12 protein-coding genes and 1 pseudogene are annotated in these 13955 nt (G+C 74.9%); 4 read left to right on the forward strand and 9 right to left on the reverse strand.

Features of this window, described 5'->3' with window-relative positions; translation table 11 throughout:
* Window positions 1-5: 5 nt before the first annotated feature.
* Window positions 6-410 carry a hypothetical protein gene (locus tag ACFYP3_RS06970; protein WP_388827965.1) on the forward strand — a complete coding sequence of 135 codons (405 nt, stop codon included), beginning with the start codon at window positions 6-8 and terminating at the stop codon, window positions 408-410.
* On the opposite strand, the gene ACFYP3_RS06975 is transcribed toward ACFYP3_RS06970, so the two are convergent.
* From ACFYP3_RS06975 to ACFYP3_RS06985, 3 genes are all read right to left on the reverse strand, one after another.
* A complete protein-coding gene (locus ACFYP3_RS06975) occupies window positions 407-763 on the reverse strand; it encodes an ArsR/SmtB family transcription factor (RefSeq protein WP_388827968.1) in 357 nt (118 codons plus the stop codon). The genes ACFYP3_RS06970 and ACFYP3_RS06975 overlap by 4 nt on opposite strands.
* Window positions 764-900: 137 nt before the next feature.
* A complete protein-coding gene (locus ACFYP3_RS06980) occupies window positions 901-2010 on the reverse strand; it encodes an NADH:flavin oxidoreductase/NADH oxidase (RefSeq protein ID WP_388827971.1) in 1110 nt (369 codons plus the stop codon).
* A gap of 78 nt (window positions 2011-2088) precedes the next feature.
* Window positions 2089-3441, reverse strand: coding sequence for a wax ester/triacylglycerol synthase family O-acyltransferase (locus ACFYP3_RS06985; RefSeq protein ID WP_388827974.1), 1353 nt, complete (start codon window positions 3439-3441; stop codon window positions 2089-2091).
* A gap of 236 nt (window positions 3442-3677) precedes the next feature.
* Here ACFYP3_RS06985 and ACFYP3_RS06990 point away from each other — a divergent pair, with 236 nt between their 5' ends.
* Both ACFYP3_RS06990 and ACFYP3_RS06995 read left to right on the forward strand, forming a co-directional pair.
* Window positions 3678-4769 carry a WD40/YVTN/BNR-like repeat-containing protein gene (locus tag ACFYP3_RS06990; protein ID WP_388827977.1) on the forward strand — a complete coding sequence of 364 codons (1092 nt, stop codon included), beginning with the start codon at window positions 3678-3680 and terminating at the stop codon, window positions 4767-4769.
* A gap of 39 nt (window positions 4770-4808) precedes the next feature.
* On the forward strand, window positions 4809-5816 hold the full coding sequence (locus ACFYP3_RS06995) for a MerR family transcriptional regulator (RefSeq protein ID WP_388827980.1): 1008 nt from the start codon (window positions 4809-4811) through the stop codon (window positions 5814-5816).
* Here ACFYP3_RS06995 and ACFYP3_RS07000 read toward each other — a convergent pair.
* The 4 genes and pseudogenes from ACFYP3_RS07000 to ACFYP3_RS07015 all read right to left on the reverse strand — a co-directional run.
* Window positions 5811-6413 (reverse strand): annotated as a pseudogene (locus tag ACFYP3_RS07000) (RNA polymerase sigma factor); the annotation flags it as partial. The gene ACFYP3_RS06995 and the pseudogene ACFYP3_RS07000 sit on opposite strands and share 6 nt — an antisense overlap.
* A 145-nt stretch (window positions 6414-6558) precedes the next feature.
* Window positions 6559-7929 (reverse strand): cryptochrome/photolyase family protein, encoded by a 1371-nt coding sequence (locus ACFYP3_RS07005; RefSeq protein ID WP_388827983.1) that lies wholly within the window; start codon window positions 7927-7929, stop codon window positions 6559-6561.
* 77 nt (window positions 7930-8006) lie between these two features.
* Entirely contained in the window at window positions 8007-9608 is a 1602-nt protein-coding gene (locus tag ACFYP3_RS07010) for an SDR family oxidoreductase (RefSeq protein ID WP_388827986.1), read from the reverse strand.
* Window positions 9609-9841: 233 nt separating this feature from the next.
* Window positions 9842-10519 (reverse strand): uracil-DNA glycosylase, encoded by a 678-nt coding sequence (locus ACFYP3_RS07015; RefSeq protein ID WP_388827989.1) that lies wholly within the window; start codon window positions 10517-10519, stop codon window positions 9842-9844.
* Window positions 10520-10672: 153 nt separating this feature from the next.
* On the opposite strand from ACFYP3_RS07015, the gene ACFYP3_RS07020 reads away from it, so the two are divergent.
* The gene (locus ACFYP3_RS07020) at window positions 10673-11587 is read left to right on the forward strand and encodes a sirohydrochlorin chelatase (protein WP_388827992.1); all 915 of its coding nucleotides are present in this window, start codon (window positions 10673-10675) and stop codon (window positions 11585-11587) included.
* 95 nt (window positions 11588-11682) lie between these two features.
* Here ACFYP3_RS07020 and ACFYP3_RS07025 read toward each other — a convergent pair whose 3' ends face one another.
* Together ACFYP3_RS07025 and ACFYP3_RS07030 are read right to left on the reverse strand one after the other, a co-directional pair.
* Window positions 11683-12747 carry a lactonase family protein gene (locus ACFYP3_RS07025; RefSeq protein WP_388827995.1) on the reverse strand — a complete coding sequence of 355 codons (1065 nt, stop codon included), beginning with the start codon at window positions 12745-12747 and terminating at the stop codon, window positions 11683-11685.
* Window positions 12748-12802: 55 nt separating this feature from the next.
* Entirely contained in the window at window positions 12803-13939 is a 1137-nt protein-coding gene (locus ACFYP3_RS07030) for a nitric oxide synthase oxygenase (RefSeq protein WP_388827998.1), read from the reverse strand.
* Between the last annotated feature and the right edge of the window lie 16 nt (window positions 13940-13955).

Consider the following 13955-nt stretch of genomic DNA (forward strand, 5'->3'; position numbering starts at 1 on the left):
CCGTGATGCGCGGAAGAGCTCTCGTGGTTGCGGTGGTCCTGGCGGCCTGCGCCGTCCTGTCGGGGTGCACGGACGGGGCCCATCGGGCGGGCCCGCCCGCACCGGGCCCCACCGTGACGAGTACGGCCGCTCCCGCGGACGCCGCGGCCCTCGCCGAGCGCTACCGGCGGGCGGGCGGCGACGGCGACGTGTACGGCATCGAGCGGGTGCCCGGGCCGGACGGGTCGTCGCCCCTGCTCGTCGTCCACACCCGCAACCCGGACACGAACCACGCCCGGTTCGAGCGGCAGGCGGCGTCCATCACCGCGTACCTGACGCTCAGCGAGGGCGTCACGCTGCCGCACGGTTACCGCATGGACGTCTTCGGCCCGGACGGCGGCCTGCTCCACCGCTGGGACGCCTCGTTCTAGGCCGTGTGCGGGGAGAGCCGCGCCGACTCGGCCTCGGCCGCCGTCAGGACGCTGTCCAGGAGGCCGGGGAAGAGGGCCTCCAGGTCGTCGCGGCGCAGGGCGTTGAGCTTGGTGGTGCCGCGGTAGGTCTGGCGCACGACTCCGCTCTCCCGTAGGACGCGGAAGTGGTGGGTGGTCGTGGACTTGGTGACCGGCAGGTCGAAGTACGAGCAGGCCAGGTCGGTGGCCGAGGCGGCCAGGTCCAGGACGATGGAGAGCCGGACCGGGTCGGAGAGCGCGTGCAGCACGCCCTCCAGCCGGATCTGAGCCGCCTCGGGGTGGGCGAGGATGCGGCCGGCGTCCCGTTCCGTCATGTCCCTGCTCCACTCACTCGGCTTGCTGCGGGCCCCCATCGTACGAGAGCCGTCGAAGGAGTCGGGGCACTCGCGGAAATCTTCGGGAACGGGGGGTGCGGCTCCGCCGTGGGCCGGCCGCCGGAGCCGCACCGCCGTCACCAGGACCGGTGGTACGGCTCGGGCGTACGGGTCTCCGCGCCCAGCTCGGCGGCCGCGCGGCGGGCCCAGTACGGGTCGCGCAGCAGCTCCCGGCCCAGCAGGACCGCGTCGGCCTCGCCGTTGGCCAGGATCTTCTCCGCCTGCTCCGGTTCGGTGATCAGGCCGACGGCGGCGACCGGGAGGGTCGTCTCCTCCTTGACCCGGGTGGCGAAGGGCACCTGGTAGCCCGGGCCTACGGGGATCGACACCCCGGGGGCGAGTCCGCCGGTGGAGACGTCGAGGAGGTCCACGCCGTGCTCCTGGAGCAGCCGGGCCAGCCGTACCGTCTCGTCGGCGGTCCAGCCGTCCGCCTCCAGCCAGTCGGTGGCGGAGATCCGGAAGAGCAGCGGGAGCTCCTCGGGCCACACGGCCCGTACGGCGTCCACGACTTCGAGGGCGAAGCGGGTCCGGTTCTCGAAGGAGCCGCCGTAGGCGTCGGTGCGCTTGTTGCTGTGCGGGGAGAGGAACTCGCCGATGAGGTAGCCGTGGGCGCCGTGGATCTCGACGACCTGGTAGCCCGCCGCGAGCGCGCGCTCGGTGGCGGCCGCGAAGTGGGCGGTGATCCCGGCGATCTCGTCGACCGTCAGCTCGTGCGGCACGTGGCCGCCCTCGGCGAAGGGAACGGCGCTCGGGGCGACGGGCTGCCAGCCGTGGGCCTCGGGTCCGACCGCGCCGCCGCCCTTCCAGGTGCGGTCGGTGGACCCCTTTCGGCCGGCATGTGCGATCTGGACGCCGGGGACGGCGCCCTGGGCCTTGAGGAAGGAGGTGATCCGGCACAGCGCCTCGACCTGGGTGTCGTTCCAGATGCCGAGGTCGTAGGGGGTGATCCGGCCTTCCGGGGAGACCGCTGTGGCCTCCTGGATGATCAGGCCGGTGCCGCCGACGGCGCGGGCGGCGTAGTGCGCGAAGTGCCAGTCGTTCGCCACGCCCGCGTTCGGGCCGAACGGCTCGGCGCTGTACTGGCACATGGCCGCCATCCACACGCGGTTCGGGACGGTGACCGAGCGAAGGTCGTACGGGGTGAACAGGGCGGCGAAGGCGGCAGGGGCGGCGGGGGCAGCACTCATCAGGGCTCCAGAGGTCACCGGGCGCGCCGTGGATCGGCGGCTGAGTTCGAGACTCACCGTACTACGAATTCTTTCGTACTACGAGACTTCTCGTACAAGCGCGTCGAGTTCCGCGCGCAGCGCCCCCGCCAGGGCGTGCAGGTCGGGGACGGCCGCCGCGTCGGCGACCAGCCCGTAGTGGACGGTCCCCTTGTACGTCGACACCGCGACGGCCAGCGACTGCCCGCGGGCCAGCGGGGCGAGCGGGTAGACCTCGCGGACCCGGCTGCCGCCGAGGCTGAAGGTGAAGCCCGGCAGCGGGACGCTGGTGACCAGGATGTCGAAGAGCAGCCGGGCGGCCTGCGCCACCAGCGGGCCGCCGAGCCGGTGGCCCAGCGGGTGGACGTGGTCGGCGAGCAGGGCGACGGCCCCGGCGCCGCGCGCGGGCCCGGCGTCCTTGTTGCGGTCCATCGCCGCACGGACCCGGTCCAGGCGCAGCAGCGGATCGCGCTCGGCCAGCGGCAGCCGCAGCAGGTAGCCGGAGAGCCGGTTCCCGCCGCCGGCACCGGGCCGGCCCCGGCGGGACACGGGAATCAGGGCGCGCGGGCCGGGTCCGGTCGGCGCGGGATCGCCGCGCTCCTCCAGCCAGCGCCGCAGCGCCCCGGCGACCACGGAGATCAGCACGTCGTTGACGGTGCCGCCGGCGGCCTTGCGGACCAGATTGACCTCGTCCAGGTCGAGGGCGAGGCCCGCGACGGCCCGGGTCCCCGGCCCGGCCGGATCCGCGGTGAGGGCCGGGGGGACGCCGAGCGGCAGCCCGGCGCGGGCCACGGCGGCCCCGATCTCCAGGGCCTGGCCGACGTCCTGAACGCGGGCGGCCAGGGTCCCGGGGAGCCGGCGCAGGGCCGAGCCGGCCCGCTGCTCGGGGACCGGGCGTGCGGGGGGCCGGGGGGCCGGCCCCTCGTCGAAGAGCGCGGCCGCCAGGGCCAGCGCGCCCAGGCCGTCGGCGAGTGCGTGGTGGAACTTGAAGAGCACCGCGAAGGAGTCCGGGTCCGGCCCGGCCAGCACGTGGGCCTCCCAGGGCGGCAGTTCCCGGTCCAGCGGACGGGCCATCAGCGGGCCGGCCGCGGCGTGCGGGTCCGCCTCGTCGGTGCGGACGAGGAAGACGTGCCGCGCCGGGTCGAAGGCCGCGTCCGGCGACCAGGCGGCCGCGCCGACCGGCAGCAGCACGTCGCGGATCCGGCGGCGCAGGCCCGGCACGGTGGCGCAGCGGGCGGCGAGCAGTGCGGCGGCGCGCTCGGCGGCTCCCGCGCCGCCGTCTTCTCCGCCTGCGCCGCCGGGCCCGGCGGCGCAGGCGGAGAAGACGGCGAGGGCGCCGAGGTGCATGGGGTGGACGGCGGATTCGATCCGCCAGAAGGCGAGGTCGAGCGGTGACAGGTGCTCGGTGGCCACGTGGGTCCTCTCGCGTACGGCGACAGCAACAGTGCACTGGCCTGAAGTCAACCCATTCAGAACGCCCACGTTCAAGTAGCAACGATTTCCGGAGAGTAAATGATCGGTATCGATCAGCTATGGAGAGGGTCGGTGCCGTCCGCCGGGCCGCTGTCAGAGGGTGGGTGCAGACTGGCCGGAAAGACGCTTCATGACGGAACGCCCCGCAGGGACGACGAGGTCCGGAGGTACCGGCCATGCCTGATGTGCTGCTGCTCGTGGGAACCCGGAAGGGACTCTTCGTCGGTCGCCGACGAGGGGAGGGGCCGTGGGAGTTCGACGGGCCGCATTTCAACGCCCAGGCCGTCTACGCGGTCGCCGTCGACCGGCGGGGGCCGGCGCCCCGGCTGCTGGTCGGCGGGGACAGCACGCACTGGGGGCCGTCCGTCTTCAGCTCCGACGACCTCGGGGCCACCTGGCACGAACCGGCTACGGCCGCCGTGAAGTTCCCCCAGGACACGGGCGCCTCGCTGGAGCGGGTCTGGCAGCTCCAGCCGGCCGGGCCCGAGGCCCCGGACGTCGTGTACGCGGGGACGGAGCCGGCCGCGCTGTTCCGCTCGACGGACCGGGGCGATTCCTTCGAGCTCGTCCGCCCGCTGTGGGAGCACCCGAGCCGTGGCGACTGGGTACCGGGCGGCGGCGGTGAGGGCCTGCACACCGTGATCACCCATCCCCGCGACCCGGACGCGGTGACGGTGGCCGTCTCCACGGCCGGCGTGTTCCGCACGACGGACGGCGGGGCCAGCTGGACCCCCTCCAACGACGGGGTCTCCGCGGTGTTCCTGCCGGATCCGCACCCCGAGTACGGCCAGTGCGTGCACAAGATCGCCCGGGACGCCGGGGACACGGACCGGCTCTACCTGCAGAACCACTGGGGGGTCTACCGCAGCGACGACGCCGGTGGCCGGTGGACGGACATCGGCGGCGGCCTCCCCTCCGACTTCGGCTTCGCGGTGGCCGCCCATCCGCACCGGCCGAACACCGCCTACGTCTTCCCGCTCAACGCCGACTCCGACCGCGTCCCCGCCGAGCACCGGTGCCGGGTCTTCCGTACCCGGGACGCGGGCGAGAGCTGGGAGCCGCTCTCGAAGGGGCTGCCCTCCGGGGACCACTACGGCACGGTCCTGCGGGACGCCCTGTGCACGGACGACGCGGACCCCGCGGGCATCTACTTCGGCAACCGCAACGGCGAGCTGTACGCCAGTCACGACGACGGCGAGAGCTGGCAGCTGCTGGCCGAGCACCTGCCGGACGTGCTGTGCGTGCGGGCGGCGACCATCGGCGGGTGACGGCGCACGCGCATCGTTCGTGCGTCGTACGGTGGGGTCATGTCCGAGACGACGCTTGGCCTCACCACGGGCGCGGTGGCACGCCACCTGGGCGTGTCCCCGACCACGCTGCGGTCCTGGGACCAGCGCTACGGCATCGGCCCCGCGGCGCGCGAGGACGGGCGGCACCGGCGCTGGACCCCCGGGGACATCGCGATGCTGGAGGAGATGTGCCGGCTGACCGCCTCCGGCGTGCCCCCCGCCGAGGCGGCGCGGGCCGTCGGGGCGGCCCGGGGCGGGCGCTCCGGCGGGGTCGCGGACCGCAGGCCCGGGGCGCGTCCGGTCAGCCGGCCCGAGCCTCCCCGCCGGGGACCGGCCGACGGCCTCGTGCCCTCCGGCGCCGTACCGGACGGGCCGGCGGAGCGGGACGCGGTGCGGGAGAGCCGGGGGCTGGCCCGCGCCGCCGTGCGCCTCGACGGACCGGCCCTGGACTCGCTGCTGGGCGGCCTCATGGCGGACCACGGGCTCGTCACCGTCTGGGAGGAGGTGATGGTGCCGACCCTGCACGCCGTGGGGCGCAAGTGGCAGTCCTCCGGCGACCGTTACATCGAGGTGGAGCACCTGCTGTCCTGGCACGTCTCCACCGCCCTGCGGCGCGTGGCGCCCGCCCCGGTACGGCGGACCGAGGCTCCCCCGGTGCTGCTGGCCTGCGTTCCGGCCGACCAGCACACCCTGCCGCTGGAGGCGCTGGCCGCGGGGCTCGGCGAACGCGGCCTGCCGGCCCGGATGTTCGGCGCGGCCGTCCCCGCCGAGGCACTGGACGCCGCCGTGCGGCGCACGGGACCGGCCGCCGTCGTGCTCTGGTCCCAGGCCCGTTCCACCGCCGACCACGCGCTGGCCCGGCACGTCGCCGCGAGCGCCTTCGGGGTCAAGGGCGCGCGCACGCACCCCGTGATGCTGCTCGCCGGCCCGGGCTGGGCGGGCCGCGCCCCCGGACCCGGCATGCTGCGCCCCGGTGGTCTGCGGGAGGCGCTCGACCACGTCTCCCGGCTCTACGACGCCTTCTAGGGCCCCGCGCAGCCGCTGGAGCCCGCGCCGCGCGTGGCTCTTGACCGTCCCCAGGGGCAGACCCGTGCGGTCGGCGATCTGGACGTGGGTCAGGTCGGCGTAGAAGGCGAGGGCCAGGACCTCGCGCTGGGCGCGCGGCAGCCGCGCGAGTTCACGGGTGACGAGGAGGCGGTCGAGCGCCCCCTCGCACCGGTCGGGGGCCGGGGCCGCCGGTGGCACGGCGGCTCGGGCAGCGGCGGCCAGGTCGAGCCGCCGCGTCCGGGCGGTGAGCGCGTCGGCGATCTTGCGGCGCGCGATGCCGACGAGCCAGGCGGGGACGGGCCCCCGCTCGGGGCGGTAGCCGGCGCGGCCGGACCACGCCGCGAGGAAGACCTGCTGGGTGACGTCCTCCGCCTCCCGGACGTCGCCGAGGGTGCGGGCGGCCAGGTGGTGGACGAGGCGGCCCCAGCGTCGGTGGGCCAGGGCGAAGCAGTCCGCGTCGCCCCGCCCGATCCCCCGGCCGACCTCCTCGTCCGAGAGCGGGTCCCGGAGCGCGCCCGAGGCCCCACCCGGGACCGGGCCCGGGAGCACCTCAGTCGTGCCGGCTGCTGCGCTCATGACGACTCCGCCTCCTCGCCGCTGCCGGGAGCTCGGCCGCTCCCGCTCCCTCAGGCTCCGGCGCGGGGAGGAGGCGCTTCAACTCGCATCGTTCGTGCGTCGTCCTGGGCTCCGGCGCGGGCCGCGGCCCGCGGGCCGCGCCGGGTCAGTCGCGGCCCCGGGCGTGGCGGAAGCGGGCCAGTCCGTCGGCGAGGGACACGATCGGGTCGGGGTAGTCGCAGGCTTCCCGTTCCAGGCCGACGAGCTTCCACGGCTCGTGGATCGTTCCGGCGGGCAGGCCCGCGAGCTCGGGGACCCAGCGGCGGACGTAGGCCCCCTGCGGGTCGTACTTCCGGCCCTGGAGGACGGGGTTGAGGACCCGGTTGGGCCGTGTGTCGGTCCCCGTCCCGGCCACCCACTGCCAGTTGAGCTGGTTGTTCGCCACGTCGCCGTCCACGAGGAGGTCCAGGAAGTGGCGGGCGCCCTCGCGCCAGTCGACGTACAGCGTCTTGGTGAGGAAGGAGGCGGCGATCAGGCGCCCCCGGTTGTGCATCCAGCCCTCGTGGGCGAGCTGGCGCATGGCGGCGTCGACCACCGGGTAGCCGGTCCGTCCCTCCTGCCAGGCCCGCAGGTCCGCCTCCGCCTCCGGGCCGCGCCGCCAGTGGTCCTGTCGGGTCCGGTAGTCCGCGGTGGCGGTCTCGGGCCGGGCGGCGAGCACCTGGTGGTGGAAGTCCCGCCAGCACAGCTGCCGTACGAAGGCGCCGGCGCCCGTGCCGCCGCGGGCGTTCGCCCGGTGCACGGCCTCGGTGGCCGATACGGCCCCGAAGTGCAGGTACGCCGACAGGTGGGAGGTGGCGTCGCCCGCGAGGTCGTCATGGCGTTCCTCGTAGGAGTCGGCGAGCCGGGACAGCCAGCTGCCGAGCCTGCGGCGGCCCTCCCGCTCCCCACCGGTGGGCAGGCCCTCGGACACGTCCGCCACGGAGGCCCGTGACGGCAACGCCTCGGAGCGCACCCCGCTCACCACGCGAACGGCCCGGGGGGCGGCGAGGGGCGTCCGCAGCGGCTCGGCGGCCCAGCGCCTGAAGTAGGGGGTGAAGACGGCGAAGTGGTCGGATCCCTGCGGGGTGACGGCGCCGGGCGGCACGGCCGTGGTCACCCCGTCGTGCACGTAGAGGCGGCGTCCGTCGGACTCCAGGGCGTGCCTCAGCCGTGCCTCGCGGTCGCGGGCGAAGCGGGAGCACCCCGCCGCCATGTGCACCTCGTCCGCGTCGGCCTGCCGCGCCACGGCGTGCAGTTCGGCGACCGTGTCCCCGGTGCGTACGACGAGCCGGCCGCCGCGGTCGCGCAGGCCGGAGTCGAGGTCGGCCAGGCAGTCGGCGAGGAAGGCGAGCCGGTTGGGCGCCGCGAACCCCGAGCGGTCCACGGCGGGGTCCCGGACGAACAGCGGCACCACGTCGTGCGCGGCGGCCAGGCCGGCGCTCAGGGCCGGATGGTCGTGCAGGCGGAGGTCGGAGGTGAAAAGGACGACGGAGCTCATGGCGCCACTCCCGGCGATCGGCCACCCGGCGGGCGCGCGGGGCGGCGGCGGGTGGGCTGCGTGCGGACTTGCCGCCCTCACTTCCGCCCGACGTCGCCTCCCGGATGCACCACGGGCCCCGCCGTGCTCACGGTGCTCTCCGGCGCGGGCTCTTCCGCCGTCTTCTCGGCGGTGCGCGCGATGTTGCGGGCCATGCCGCCGAAGACGACGGCGTGGAACGGCGCCACGCTCCACCAGTACAGCTGTCCGGCCAGGCCGCGCGGGTGGAAGAGGGCCCGCTGGCGGTAGAGAGTGCCGCCCGTGGCATCGCGGTCGACGCGCATCTCCAGCCAGGCGAGTCCGGGGAGCCGCATCTCCGCGCGCAGCCGCAGGAGGTGTCCCCGTTCGATCTCCTCGACCCGCCAGAAGTCGAGCGTGTCGCCGACCCGGAGCCGGTCGGCGTCGCGCCGGCCGCGGCGCAGGCCCACCCCGCCGACGAGCCGGTCGAGCTGGCCGCGTACCGCCCAGGCCAGGGGGAAGGAGTACCAGCCGTTCGTCCCGCCCACTCCCTCGATGACCCGCCACAGCTGGTGCGGGGTCGCCGGGACGGACTGCTCGCGCTCGTCGGTGTAGAGGCTGCCGCCCGCCCAGTCGGGGTCGGTGGGCAGCGGGTCGCTCGGGGCGCCGGGCAGCGAGGCGTTGGACCAGCGGGTGGTGACGCGTGCCTCCTTGACCCGTTCCAGGGCGAGCGTGAGGGCGCGATCGAAGGGGACGGGCGTGCCCGGCCCGTCGGGCACGTACTGCCGGATGTCGTGTTCCGCGCACACGACTTCCACCTTCAGCGATTCGGCGAGCGGCCGGGCGAGGGCGGCCGGCACGGGCGTGACCAGGCCGATCCAGTGGCTGGACAGGCGCGGGGTGAGCATGGGGACGGGCAGGATGAACCGTCGGCGCAGTCCGGCGACGACCGCGTAGCGCGTCATCATGTCGCGGTAGGTGAGGAGGTCGGGGCCACCGATGTCGAAGACCCGGCTGACGTCCTTCGGCATCCGGGCGCTGCCCACGAGGTAGCGCAGCACGTCCCGTACGGCGATGGGCTGGACTCGGGTGCCCACCCAGCTCGGCGTCACCATCACGGGGAGCCGTTCGGTGAGGTAGCGGAGCATCTCGAACGAGGCCGATCCGGAGCCGATGACGACGGCCGCGCGCAGGACGGTCGTGGGCACGCCCGAGTCGAGCAGGATCCGGCCCACCTCGGCGCGGGAGCGCAGGTGCGGGGAGAGTTCCGCTTCGGGCACGCCGGGCGGGGTGAGGCCGCCGAGGTAGACGATGCGGCCGACCCCGGCGGCGCGGGCCTCGGTGGCGAAGGTGGTGGCCGCGCGCCGGTCGGTCTCCTCGAAGTCGCGCCCGGCTCCCAGGGAGTGCACCAGGTAGTAGGCGACGTCCACGTCGCGCAGGGCGGGGCGCAGGCTCTCCGCGTCGGTGACGTCACCGCGGACCACTTCGGCCCGGCCGGCCCACGGGTGGTCCCTGAGGTGGGCCGGGGTGCGGGCCAGGCAGCGCACGTGGTGTCCGGCGGCGAGCAGCTCGGGGACGAGCCGGCCGCCGATGTAGCCGCCCGCGCCGGTGACCAGGCAGCGCAGGCCGGTGGCCGGGTCCGGGTCCGGGGTGGTGGTCGGGTTCCGGGGGTGCGTGCTCACGGGCTGTGCTCCGATCGTTCCGTCCCGGGACCGCGGCCGGCGGGCGCCGGACGGTCCCCTTCGTCCATCCTTCCCCGTTCACACCCGGAACGGATGCGGACAGGGCCGGACAGGGACGGACAGAGTCGAAACGGACCGGGCGTGGCCCTTCCGGGCAGCCGCCAGTCGACTTAGGTCGTCTCTTTCGGATCTTGCCGGGCGGCGCGGGCGAGGCAAGATCCGGAAGAGACGACCTAGGGCAGCCGCCAGTCGACCGGCTGCGTGCCCTGGCGCGCCAGCAGGTCGTTCGCCCGGCTGAACGGGCGCGAGCCGAAGAAGCCGCGGTCCGCCGACATGGGCGAGGGGTGCGCCGACTCGACGGCCGGCAGGTCCCCGAGCAGCGGCCGCAGGTTGCGCGCGTCGCGGCCCCAGAGGATCGACACCAGGGGCGTGCCCCGGGCGACGAGGGCGCGGATCGCCTGGTCGGTCACTTCCTCCCAGCCCTTGCCGCGGTGCGCGGCCGGCTTCCCGGGGGCCGTCGTCAGGGCGCGGTTGAGCAGCAGCACGCCCTGGCGGGTCCACGGGGTGAGGTCCCCGTTGGACGGCCGGGGAAGTCCCAGGTCGGAGTTCATCTCCTGGAAGATGTTCTCCAGGCTGCCCGGCAGCCTGCGCACCTCCGGCGCGACGGCGAAGCTCAGGCCGATGGCCATCCCCGGTGTGGGGTAGGGGTCCTGTCCGACGATCAGGACGCGCACGTCGTCGAACGGCTGCTGGAAGGCGCGCAGTACGTTCGCGCCGGCCGGCAGGTAGGTCCGGCCCGCGGCGATCTCGCCGCGGAGGAAGTCCCCCATGGCCGCGATGCGTCCGGACACGGGCTCCAGGGCCTTCGCCCAGCCTGCTTCAACGAGTTCATTCAAAGGTCGTGGTGCCACGCTGTGTCACTCTACTGGTCCAACCGGGTGGCCGGGCGCCTACCGTCAGTCAGTTGAAGGTATCTGCCCTTCATCGGATAAATACGGACAGATGCCTCCCGAGAAGGCCCTGCCCGAACACCTTGTTCCGATAAGCCAGTAGCATGCGGCGCCATGAGCTCCCCCACTGGGCCCGCAAATGGCCTGCCCGTACGAATGCCGCGACCCCGCCAGACCGGACGGCACCGCCGGCCCGAGCCCGCGGCGGCGCCCGAGGGCGCGCCCGCGCTGGTGCTCGCCGTGCCCGGTGCCCCCTCGGCCGCCTCGCGGCAGCTGGCGGAAGAGATCATCAGCATCGGCCGCTCCGAGCTGCCGGGCCTCGACGCCCGGATCGGCTTCCTCGACGGTGACGACGCCTCCGAGTTCCCGTCCCTGTCCGGCGCGCTGACCGCCGTCGCGACCGAGCGTGCCGCGCGCGCGGAGTTCGCCCGCGCCGCCGGCCACGAGGTGCCCGCGCCGACCGGCCCGGACGCCGTGGTCGTCCCGCTGCTCGCCGGTCCGGACGGAGGCCTGCTCCGCCGGATCCGTCAGGCGCTGATGGACTCCTCGGCCGCCGCCGAGCTGGCCGACGTGCTCGGCCCGCACCCGCTGCTCGCCGAGGGCCTGCACGTGCGGCTGTCCGAGGCCGGCCTGGCCCGCGCCGACCGCGCCCGCCTCTTCACCGTGACCACCGCCGCCGACGGCATCGTCCTGGCCACCACCGGTGGCGAGGAGGCCGTGCAGGCCGCCGGGATCACGGGCATGCTGCTCGCCGCCCGGCTCGCCGTTCCCGTGAAGGCGGCCGCGCTGGACCAGGAGGGCTCGGTGGCCGCCGTCGCCGAGCAGCTGCGCGGCGAGGGCTCCACGCAGCTCGCGCTCGCCCCGTACCTGATCGGCCCGGAGGCGGCCGACGGACTGCTGGACACCGCCTGCAAGGAGGCCGACTGCGCCACCGCCGAGGTGCTCGGGGCCTACCCGGCGCTCGGCAAGCTGGCCGTCGCCCAGTACTCCGCGGCCCTCGGGATCGCCCAGGGCGCCGCTGCCCACTGACCCGCCCGTCCGTGACGGAGAAGGCCCCCGCCGCCCCTGGTCTCCAGGGTCGCCGGGGGCCTTTCCCGTGGCCCGTACGGAGGCCCGTGCGCGTGTCAGCCGAGGACGACGCACGTCGCCGCCGGTACGGCCACCGAGCCGGCCCGGTGCGGCAGGCCGGTCAGCGGGTCCACGTCGAACCACGTGACGTCGCCCGAGCGCTCGTTGGCCGCGTAGAGCCGGCGTCCCGAGGAGTCGACGGCGAGGTCGCGCGGCCAGGCGCCGCCGCAGTCCACGGTGCCGGTGGGCCGCGGCTCCTCGGGGCCGTCGGCCAGGGAGAAGGCGGCGATGACGTCGGCGCCACGGACGGCCACCCAGAGGAACCGCCCGTCCGGCGAGGCGACGACCGCCGAGGGGTAGGCCCGTACGGCCCCTGAGGAGCCCGTGGAGGCGACCGGAACCTCTCGGACCGGTTCCAGTTCCCCGGACGCCCCGTTCCAGCGGCAGACGGTCACCTGCGGCTCCAGCTCGTGCAGGACGTAGACCACGGTGCCCTCCGGATGGAAGACGAGGTGGCGGGGGCCGGTGCCGGCGCGCAGCGCGGTCTCGGCGTGCACCCGCAACGCGCCGGTGGCCGGGTCCGGCGCGCAGATGCGCACCGAGTCGGTGCCGAGGTCCACGCTGAGCACCCAGCGGCCGGTCGGGTCGGGCAGCACCTGGTGGGCGTGCGGCCGCTCCTGGCGGTCGGCGTCGGGGCCGGCCCCCTCGTGCGGAAGTACGCGGGCGGGCCCGGCCGGAGTGCCGTCGGCGGCGAGCGGGAGGCTGCTGACGCTGCCGGAGGTGTAGTTGGCGGTGTGCAACCGCCCTCCGCTGACGCTGAGATGGGTGGGACCGGAGCCGCCGACACGGAAGGCCGCACCGAGGGGGGCGAGGCCGTCGGCGGTCGTCCGGAAGGCGGTCACCGCACCCTCCTCGGTCTCGTTCACCGCGTAGAGCACGCCGGTGTCCCGGTCGAGTGCGAGGTACGAGGGGTCGTCGGTGGCGGCGACCGAGAGCGCGGTCAGCGCTCCGGTCACCGGATCCACGGCCGCGGTGGTGACACCGCGGCCGCCCCCCGAGGTGAACGAGCCGATGTAGGCCCGGTGTTCGCCGCGATGGTCCGTACTGTCTGCGCCGCTCACACGAGGCCCCTCTCACCGCTCTCGGATCCGTTCGGAGCCGACGGTAACAGAAGGTCTAGACCAAATCTCGTCCCTGGGCCCGTTCTCGCGCGCCGGGGTGGTGGACGTAGGCGGTGCTGCTCGGGCTGTCCTCGTAGGTGCGGTGGAAGACCGGCGTCGCGGAGCCCGAGATCGGCGGCACGATCCAGGACCACTCGGCGCCCACCTCACGCCCCTTGCGCTCCTCCCGCTCCATGTGGGACAGGAACCGCCGGGACTCGGAGTGGTGGTCGGCGATGGCGACGCCGGCGCGGTCGAAGGAGTGCAGGACCGCCCGGTTGAGCTCGACGAGCGCGCGGTCCTTCCAGAGGGAGCGGTCGCTGGAGGTGTCCAGCCCGAGGCGGCGGGCGACGGCCGGGAGGAGGTTGTACCGGTCGGTGTCGGCGAGGTTGCGCGCGCCGATCTCGGTTCCCATGTACCAGCCGTTGAAGGGCGCGGCCGGATAGTGGATGCCGCCTATCTCCAGGCACATGTTGGAGATGGCGGGTACGGCGTGCCAGCGCAGCCCCCAGTCCGCCCAGCCGTCTCCGTCGGGGTGGTCGATCGGCACCTCCAGGACGGCGTCCGCGGGGGTGTCGAACCAGCGGGGTTTGTCGTCGACGCCCTGGACCACCAGCGGAAGGAGGTCGAAGGGGCTGCCGGAGCCGCCGGCCCAGCCGAGCCGGAGCAGGGCCTCGGTGAGCGGGGCGTTGCGGGCGTCGCCGACGGTGAGGGAGGGGTGGTCGCCGTACCCGGCGTACCTGATGAGCTGCTCGCTCCAGATCAGCGGGCCGGGCCGGTCCGGGGCGTCGGGGGCGAAGACCGTGATGGTGGGTCTGATCCTGCCGCCGTTGGTCGCCTCGCGCAGGTGGTCGAAGCACTCGGCGGCGATGTCGTCGGAGTCGGTGAGCCCGCGGCGGTCGCGGACCCGCAGCGAGTTCCAGTAGAGCCTGCCTATGCAGCGGTTGCTGTTGCGCCAGGCCACGCGCGCCCCGTGGGTCAGTTCCTCGGGGGTGTGCACGTAGGTGCCCGTCGCGGCCAGTTCGGCCCTGACGGCGGCGAGCCGGGCGCGCGGATCGCCCGCGCCCTTGGTCTCCCGGTGGAAGAGTCGGATGAACTCCTCGGCCGCTTCCCACACCTGAGCGGTGCTGGAGCGCTGTTGAAGAATTTCCATTCCGGGCCGTTACCCC

Source organism: Streptomyces sp. NPDC005533, assembly GCF_042871845.1.
In the GTDB taxonomy this organism is placed as follows: Bacteria; Actinomycetota; Actinomycetes; order Streptomycetales; family Streptomycetaceae; genus Streptomyces.